General features: G+C 66.6%; 6 protein-coding genes. 2 read left to right on the top strand and 4 right to left on the bottom strand.

What is annotated here, in order from left to right; all coding sequences use genetic code 11:
* The 3 genes from SFU54_RS09775 to aroA form a co-directional block, all read right to left on the bottom strand.
* Positions 1 to 474, bottom strand: a 474-nt coding sequence (locus tag SFU54_RS09775) for an inositol monophosphatase family protein (protein ID WP_319016084.1), incomplete at its 3' end; no start/stop codon positions are given.
* On the bottom strand, positions 471 to 1,538 hold the full coding sequence (gene rsgA, locus SFU54_RS09780) for a ribosome small subunit-dependent GTPase A (protein ID WP_319016085.1): 1,068 nt from the start codon (positions 1,536 to 1,538) through the stop codon (positions 471 to 473). The genes rsgA and SFU54_RS09775, both read right to left, overlap by 4 nt.
* A complete protein-coding gene (gene aroA, locus SFU54_RS09785; RefSeq protein ID WP_319016086.1) occupies positions 1,535 to 2,947 on the bottom strand; it encodes a 3-phosphoshikimate 1-carboxyvinyltransferase in 1,413 nt (470 codons plus the stop codon). Before aroA ends, rsgA begins: the two co-directional genes overlap by 4 nt.
* Positions 2,948 to 3,091: 144 nt before the next feature.
* Here aroA and SFU54_RS09790 point away from each other — a divergent pair, with 144 nt between their 5' ends.
* Both SFU54_RS09790 and SFU54_RS09795 read left to right on the top strand, forming a co-directional pair.
* A complete protein-coding gene (locus tag SFU54_RS09790; protein WP_319016087.1) occupies positions 3,092 to 3,733 on the top strand; it encodes a sigma-70 family RNA polymerase sigma factor in 642 nt (213 codons plus the stop codon).
* On the top strand, positions 3,730 to 3,969 hold the full coding sequence (locus SFU54_RS09795; RefSeq protein WP_319016088.1) for a zf-HC2 domain-containing protein: 240 nt from the start codon (positions 3,730 to 3,732) through the stop codon (positions 3,967 to 3,969). The genes SFU54_RS09790 and SFU54_RS09795 overlap by 4 nt, the downstream gene beginning before the upstream one ends.
* A gap of 101 nt (positions 3,970 to 4,070) precedes the next feature.
* Here SFU54_RS09795 and SFU54_RS09800 read toward each other — a convergent pair.
* Positions 4,071 to 6,656: multifunctional oxoglutarate decarboxylase/oxoglutarate dehydrogenase thiamine pyrophosphate-binding subunit/dihydrolipoyllysine-residue succinyltransferase subunit (locus tag SFU54_RS09800; RefSeq protein WP_319016089.1), on the bottom strand; the 2,586-nt coding region annotated here is incomplete at its 5' end.

A 6,656-nucleotide genomic window follows, 5' to 3' on the forward strand; every position in this document is an offset into this window, starting at 1 on the left:
GCTGACCTGCAGCCGCCGAGGCGCGCCGCCGTGCTGCGCCGTGTGGGCGCCGAGCCCGCGGGCGCCCCACCAGCGCTGCCCGAGGGCGGGAGCGCTGACGACGCCGAGCACGGGCACAGCATCCACCGCCAAGGCAATGAGCGTGCCCCAGATCGGCACACCCCGCAGAAAGTTGGCCGTGCCGTCAATGGGGTCAATGATCCACTGGCGGTGCACTCCCTCGCCCGAGCCCGCGGCGGTGCCGAACTCTTCGCCCAAAATGCCGTCGTCGGGGCGTGCGGCAGCGAGACCATCTCGAATCACGCGCTCGACGGCTTGATCGGCATCGGTCACGGGGGTGCGGTCGGGTTTTGTCGTGACCCGCAAATCAACGGCGCGAAAACGGTCGAGCGAAATGGCGTCGGCGCGCGCGGCCAACTCGAGCGCGAGTTCGAGGTCAGCGCTGAGATTAGGGGCGACGGATGCGGGGCTCACGGTTTCAGCGTATCCGCGCCCGTGCGTCCACTGGGGCTCATGAGTGTCGTCAAGAGTCGTTGCAGTGAGTCGAGGCGTTCGGCCCCAAACTCGCCGAGTTCTCCGGCCGCAGCCCGCTCGACCAACTCGCAGTCGGGAGCGTCTGGCAGGTGAGTGCAGCCGCGGGGACAGTGCGCCCCAACCTCGGCGAGGTCGCCGAACGACCGCAGAATGTTGTCGGGGTCGACGTGCCCGAGGCCGAACGAGCGCACGCCCGGGGTGTCGATGATCCAGCCACCGCCGGGGAGCCGCAACGAGACGGTCGATGACGAGGTGTGGCGGCCTCGGCCCGTGACGGCGTTGACGACGCCGGTCGCGCGCCGGGCATCCGGAACCAGGGCGTTGACGAGGGTCGACTTGCCGACGCCCGAGTGGCCGACGGCCACGGTCGTGCGGTCGCGCAGCATCGTGAGTAGTTCGTCGACCGGGGGAGCGTCAGACCGGCTCGTGACAACACGCAAATCGAGCCCGCGAAACTGGGCGAGAAACGGCGCCGGGTCGGCGAGGTCAGTCTTGGTGATGACCAACAGGGGCTCGATGCCCGCGTCGAATGCGGCCACGAGATACCGGTCGACGAGGCGCGGACGCGGCTCGGGGTTGGCGGCGGCAACCACGATAAGCAATTGGTTGGCGTTGGCGACGATGATGCGCTCAACGGCATCGGTGTCGTCGGCGCTACGTCGCAACAGCGTGCGCCGATCGTGAATGCGCACGATGCGGGCGAGCGAGCCCTCGACGCCACTCGTGTCACCGACCAGGTCGACCTCGTCTCCCGTGACGATGGCGTTCTTGCGCAGCTCACGCGCGCGCGTCGAGATGACCTCGCGCTCGCTCGCGCCGCCTTCGTCGACGAGGCAGAGGTAGCGACCGCGGTCGACCGTGACCACGCGACCCACCACGGCATTGTCGTGGGCGGGGCGCTGCTTCGAGCGAGGGCGGTTGGCCTTCGGGTTCGGGCGAGACCGCACGAGCGACTCGTCGTCGTACTCGTCGTACGGGTCGTCGTCGGGCGGCAGCCAGCTCACGAGCGCTCTGACGTCACAGACGGTTGGTCAAGCATGCCGTTCCACAGCTCGACGAACTGCGGCAGGGTCTTGGCCGTTGAGCCGATATCGTCGACACGCACGCCGTCGACGGCGAGGCCGATGATGGCGCCGGCCGTTGCCATGCGGTGGTCTTCATAGGCGCGCCACGGGCCGCCGTGCAATGCGCGGGGCTCGATAGCGAGACCCTCGTCGAGCTCGGTCACGTGGCCGCCGAGCCCCGTGATCTCGGCTGCGAGCGCCGCGAGACGGTCGGTCTCATGGCCGCGCAAGTGGCCGATGCCTGTGATGGTGCTCGGGCCACTCGCGAGCGCGGCCAGGGCGACGATCGCGGGCGCGAGCTCACCGCCCGTCGACAGGTCGAGGTCGACACCGGGAAGAACCGCGCCGCCGAGCAATCCGCGGCCGCCGTCAACCACGAGCGACGCACCATCGCGCCGCACCGTCGCCCCGAAGAGCGGCAACAGGGTTTCGAGGTCGGCGCCGACCTGCGTGGTCGAGAGCGGCCATCCGTCAACCGCGACAGTGCCCCCCGCGATGAGTGCTGCCACGAGAAAGGGGGCGGCGTTCGAGAGGTCGGGCTCGATGTCGATCGTGCGGCCCGCGATGGGGTGTGCCGGCACGACCCACACGCCGGGCTCGGGGTTCTCGACGGTGACGCCGCGGTCAGCGAGCGCCGCAATCGTCATCTCGATGTGCGGCATCGACGGCAGGCGTTCGCCCGTGTGGCGCAAGACGAGGCCCTCAGTGAAGCGCGGTGCTGCCAGGAGCAAGCCCGACACGAACTGGCTCGATGCCGAGGCATCAATCGAGATTTCACCGCCGCGAACCGACCCGGTGCCCCACAGGCTAAACGGCAGAGCGCCGCGTCCGTCGTCGTTGACGTCAACGCCCAGTGCACGCAACGAGTCGACCGTCGTGCGCATGGGGCGTCGCCGGGCACTCTCGTCGCCGTCAAACGCGACGGGGCCAAGAGCAAGGGCCGCGACGGGCGGCAAGAACCGCATGACGGTGCCGGCGAGGCCGCAGTCGATCGCCGTGCTCCCCGAGAGTTCAGCGGGTGGTGTCACGCGAAGGTCGGGGCCGTAGGCGCCGTCACCGGGCACCTCCTCGATCTGCACGCCGAGCGACCGCAAGGCCTCGACCATGAGCATCGAATCGCGCGAGTGCAACGGACGGCGCAGTAGCGAGGGGCCGTCAGCCAGTGCCGAGAGCACGAGCTCGCGATTGGTCAGGCTTTTCGAGCCGGGAAGGCTGACTCGAGCGGCGAGCGGGCCCGTTGCACGCGGGGCGAGCCAATCGCCATTGCTGTCGAGGGCGTCGGAAGTGCTCGGGCGCTCGTCGTCGCCATAGGGCGAAAACCGTGCTCCGGAATATGTGAAGACCTGCATCGGTTACCAGGGTATCGGCACCGCGCCGACACCGGATGCTCAGGCGACGGTGAGAACGACGACGAAGGGATGCGCATGCCAACGCTCGTGCTCGACCGAGCCCCCGCGTCGCAGGGTGACGTGCCCTCGGTAGACTCCCGCGTGATGACCGACACGACGCCGAACCAGGCTTTGCCGACCGACCTCGATGAGCTCGGCGAACGTCGACGCCTGTTCCAAGAGCAAGCGTTGCCTTTTATGGACCAGCTCTATGGCGCCGCGATGCGCATGACGAAGAACCCGGCCGACGCGGCCGATCTCGTTCAAGAGACGTTTGTGAAGGCGTTCGCGGCGTTCGGCCAGTTCGAGCAGGGCACGAACCTCAAGGCGTGGCTCTACCGCATCCTGACCAACACGTTCATCAACGTGTATCGCAAGAAGCAGCGTGACCCCTATCAGGGAACGATCGACGATCTTGAGGATTGGCAGCTCGGCGGCGCCGAGTCGGCGACCTCGTCGACCACGCGCTCGGCCGAAGCGGAAGCCATCGACCGAATGCCCGCGAGCGCCGTGAAAGATGCGTTGCAAGCGATTCCCGAAGACTTTCGACTGGCGGTCTACTTCGCCGACGTTGAGGGCTTTGCCTACCAAGAGATCGCCGACATCATGAAGACCCCCGTCGGCACCGTCATGAGCCGCCTGCACCGCGGTCGACGGCTTCTGAGAGACCTGCTGGCCGACTATGCCCGTGAGCGCGGGATGACCGTCGCGGAACCCGCCAGCTCGACGAAAGAGAGCGCGCAATGACTGACTGCGGCTGTGACAAGGCCATGCAAGAGCTCGAAGAGTTTCTGCACAACGAGCTCAGCGCTGAGCAGTGTTCGGACATCCGCGAGCATCTCGCGAACTGCGACCACTGCTCGGCCGAGCACCTCGTTGGCATCACGCTGACCACGAAGGTCAAAGAGGCGTGCCAAGAAAAGGCTCCCGATGAACTTCGCGACGTGATCTTGGGGTCGATCGCTCAGCTCGACCGCACGTGAGGCACTGACACTTGCCACGGTGCTGACATGCGCTGATCTCTTAACCGACGACGAAGGCCCACCCCGATGTCGGGGCGGGCCTTCGTCGTTGCGGGGCGAACTTAGTCGGCCAGTGCCGCGTCCATGATGTCGGCGTGCTCTTGAGCGCTGCGCTTGCTCGAGCCCGTTGCCGGCGAGGCCGAGGCGTGGCGTGAGACGACGCGCATCGCGGGCATGCCGCGTTTTTGCGTCTCGAGCGCCAAGAACGGCCACGCCCCCTGGTTCTCGGGCTCGTCTTGCACCCAGACCACCTCAGCATTCGGGTAGCGGCTCAACGCGGCGCGCAACTCGGCTTCGGGCAGCGGGTGGAACTGCTCGAGGCGCACGAGGGCAACCCCGGTGGTTCCCCGCTTCTCGATTTCGGCCACGAGGTCGTAGTGGATCTTGCCGGCGTGCAGCAGCACCCGGCGCACGGCGCCGGCATCCGTCACGGTCGCATCGTCAATGACGGGCTGGAAGCGCCCACTCGTGAAGTCGGCCACCTCGCTCGTGGCCCCGCGCAAGCGCAACATGGCCTTCGGTGTGAAGACGATGAGCGGGCGACGCGGGCGAGCGTAGGCCTGGCGACGCAGCAAGTGGAAGTACGACGCGGGCGTAGACGGCCGCGCGATCGTCATGTTGTCTTCTGCCGCCAACTGCAAGAAGCGCTCGATGCGCGCCGAGGAGTGGTCGGGTCCTTGGCCCTCATAGCCGTGCGGCAACAGCAACACAACGCTCGAGCGTTGGTTCCACTTCTGCTCGGCCGACGAGATGAACTCGTCGATGATCGTCTGCGCGCCGTTGGCGAAGTCGCCGAACTGGGCCTCCCACAGCACGAGTGCGTCGGGGCGCTCGACCGAGTAGCCGTATTCGAAGCCCATGGCGGCGTACTCACTCAGCAGCGAGTCATAGATCCAGAACCGGGCCTGGTTCTCGCTGAGGTTCGCGAGAGGCAACCACTCTTGGCCGTTGACGCGGTCGTGCAGCACTGCGTGGCGCTGCACAAACGTGCCACGCCGCGAGTCTTGCCCGGCCATGCGCACGGGAGTGCCCTCCATGAGCAGTGAGCCGAGCGCGAGCAGCTCGCCGAAGCCCCAGTCGATCTGGCCCTGACGGCTCATCTCGACACGCTTCTTGAGCATCGCCTGCAGCTTGGTGTGCACCGTGAACCCGGCGGGCGGGTTATCGTGCGCGTCACCAATGTGCTGGATGACCGCGACGTCGACACCCGTCGACTCGGGTTCTCCGGCCAGATCGTCGTGCTGCGTCGCAGGCCCACCCGTGACGACGGGCAGCGAGCCCGTCTGCGCGGCGTGGGTTTCGGCGAACGCGACCTCGAGGCGGTCTTGGAAGTCGCGGTGCGCCGCCTCGAACTCTTCCTCAGTGATGTCGCCGCGACCGACGAGAGCCTCGGTGTAGAGCGTGCGCACCGAACGCTTGGCCTCGATGAGGTTGTACATGAGCGGCTGCGTCATCGAGGGGTCGTCGCCCTCGTTGTGACCACGACGGCGGTAGCAAACGAGGTCGATCACGACGTCACGCTTGAACTGCTGACGGTAGGCAAACGCGAGCTCAGCGACGCGCACGACCGCTTCAGGGTCATCGCCGTTGACGTGGAAGATCGGCGCCTGAATGGTCTTGGCGACGTCGGTCGAGTAGGTCGACGTGCGACCCTCGCCGGGAGGCGTCGTGAAGCCCACCTGGTTGTTGATGACCACGTGAACGGTGCCGCCCGTGCGGTAGCCGCGCAATTGGCTGAGCTGCAAGGTCTCGACGACGACTCCCTGGCCCGCCATCGCGGCGTCACCGTGTAACAGCACCGGCAGCACGGTGAAGCTGCCGATCGGCTTGCGATCTTGCTTGGCGCGCACGATGCCCTCAAGCACGCCGTTGACGGCCTCGAGGTGCGAGGGGTTCGCAGCGAGCGAGACGGCGACTTCTTGGCCCGACATGGCCGTGAAGGTGCCCTCGGTGCCGAGGTGGTACTTCACGTCGCCTGAGCCCTGCACCGACTTCGGGTCTTGCGTGCCCTCGAACTCACGGAAAATCTGGCCGTAGGTCTTGCCGGCACTGTTGGCCAGCACGTTGAGACGACCGCGGTGGGCCATGCCGATAGCGACCTCGTCGAGTCCCTGTTCGGCAGCGCCCTGCAAGATTTCATCGAGCAGCGGGATGACCGACTCGCCACCCTCGAGGCTGAAGCGCTTCTGGCCGACGTACTTGGTCTGCAAGAACGTCTCGAAGGCTTCTGCCTGGTTGAGCTTGCCGAGAATGCGCATCTGCTCGTCGTGCGTCGGCTTCTCGTAGGGCTTCTCCAAGCGCTCCTGGAACCAAGCGCGCTGTTCCGGGTCTTGAATGTGCATGTACTCGATGCCCACGGTGCGGCAGTAGGTGTCGCGCAATACGCCGAGAACTTCGCGCAGCAGCATCGTGCGGCGACCACCGAATCCGCCCGTGACGAACTCACGGTCGAGATCCCAGAACGTGAGCCCGTGGCTCGAGATGTCAAGGTCGGGGTGCGTACGTTGCCGGTATTCGAGCGGGTCAACGTCGGCCATGAGGTGGCCGCGCACGCGGTAGGCGTTAATGAGGTCTTGCACGCGCGCGGTCTTGTTGATCTGGTCGGCCAGGTCAACGTGAATGTCTTGCGCCCAGTGAATGGGGTCGTA

Origin of the sequence: Microcella sp. (assembly GCF_033763155.1) — a bacterium.
Classification (GTDB): Bacteria; Actinomycetota; Actinomycetes; order Actinomycetales; family Microbacteriaceae; genus Microcella.

Excerpts from the sequence above, each read along its gene's own strand:
- aroA (WP_319016086.1), bottom strand. The coding sequence starts at position 2,947 with ATGCAGGTCTTCACATATTCCGGAGCACGGTTTTCGCCCTATGGCGAC.
- SFU54_RS09790 (WP_319016087.1), top strand. The coding sequence starts at position 3,092 with ATGACCGACACGACGCCGAACCAGGCTTTGCCGACCGACCTCGATGAG.
- SFU54_RS09795 (WP_319016088.1), top strand. The coding sequence starts at position 3,730 with ATGACTGACTGCGGCTGTGACAAGGCCATGCAAGAGCTCGAAGAGTTT.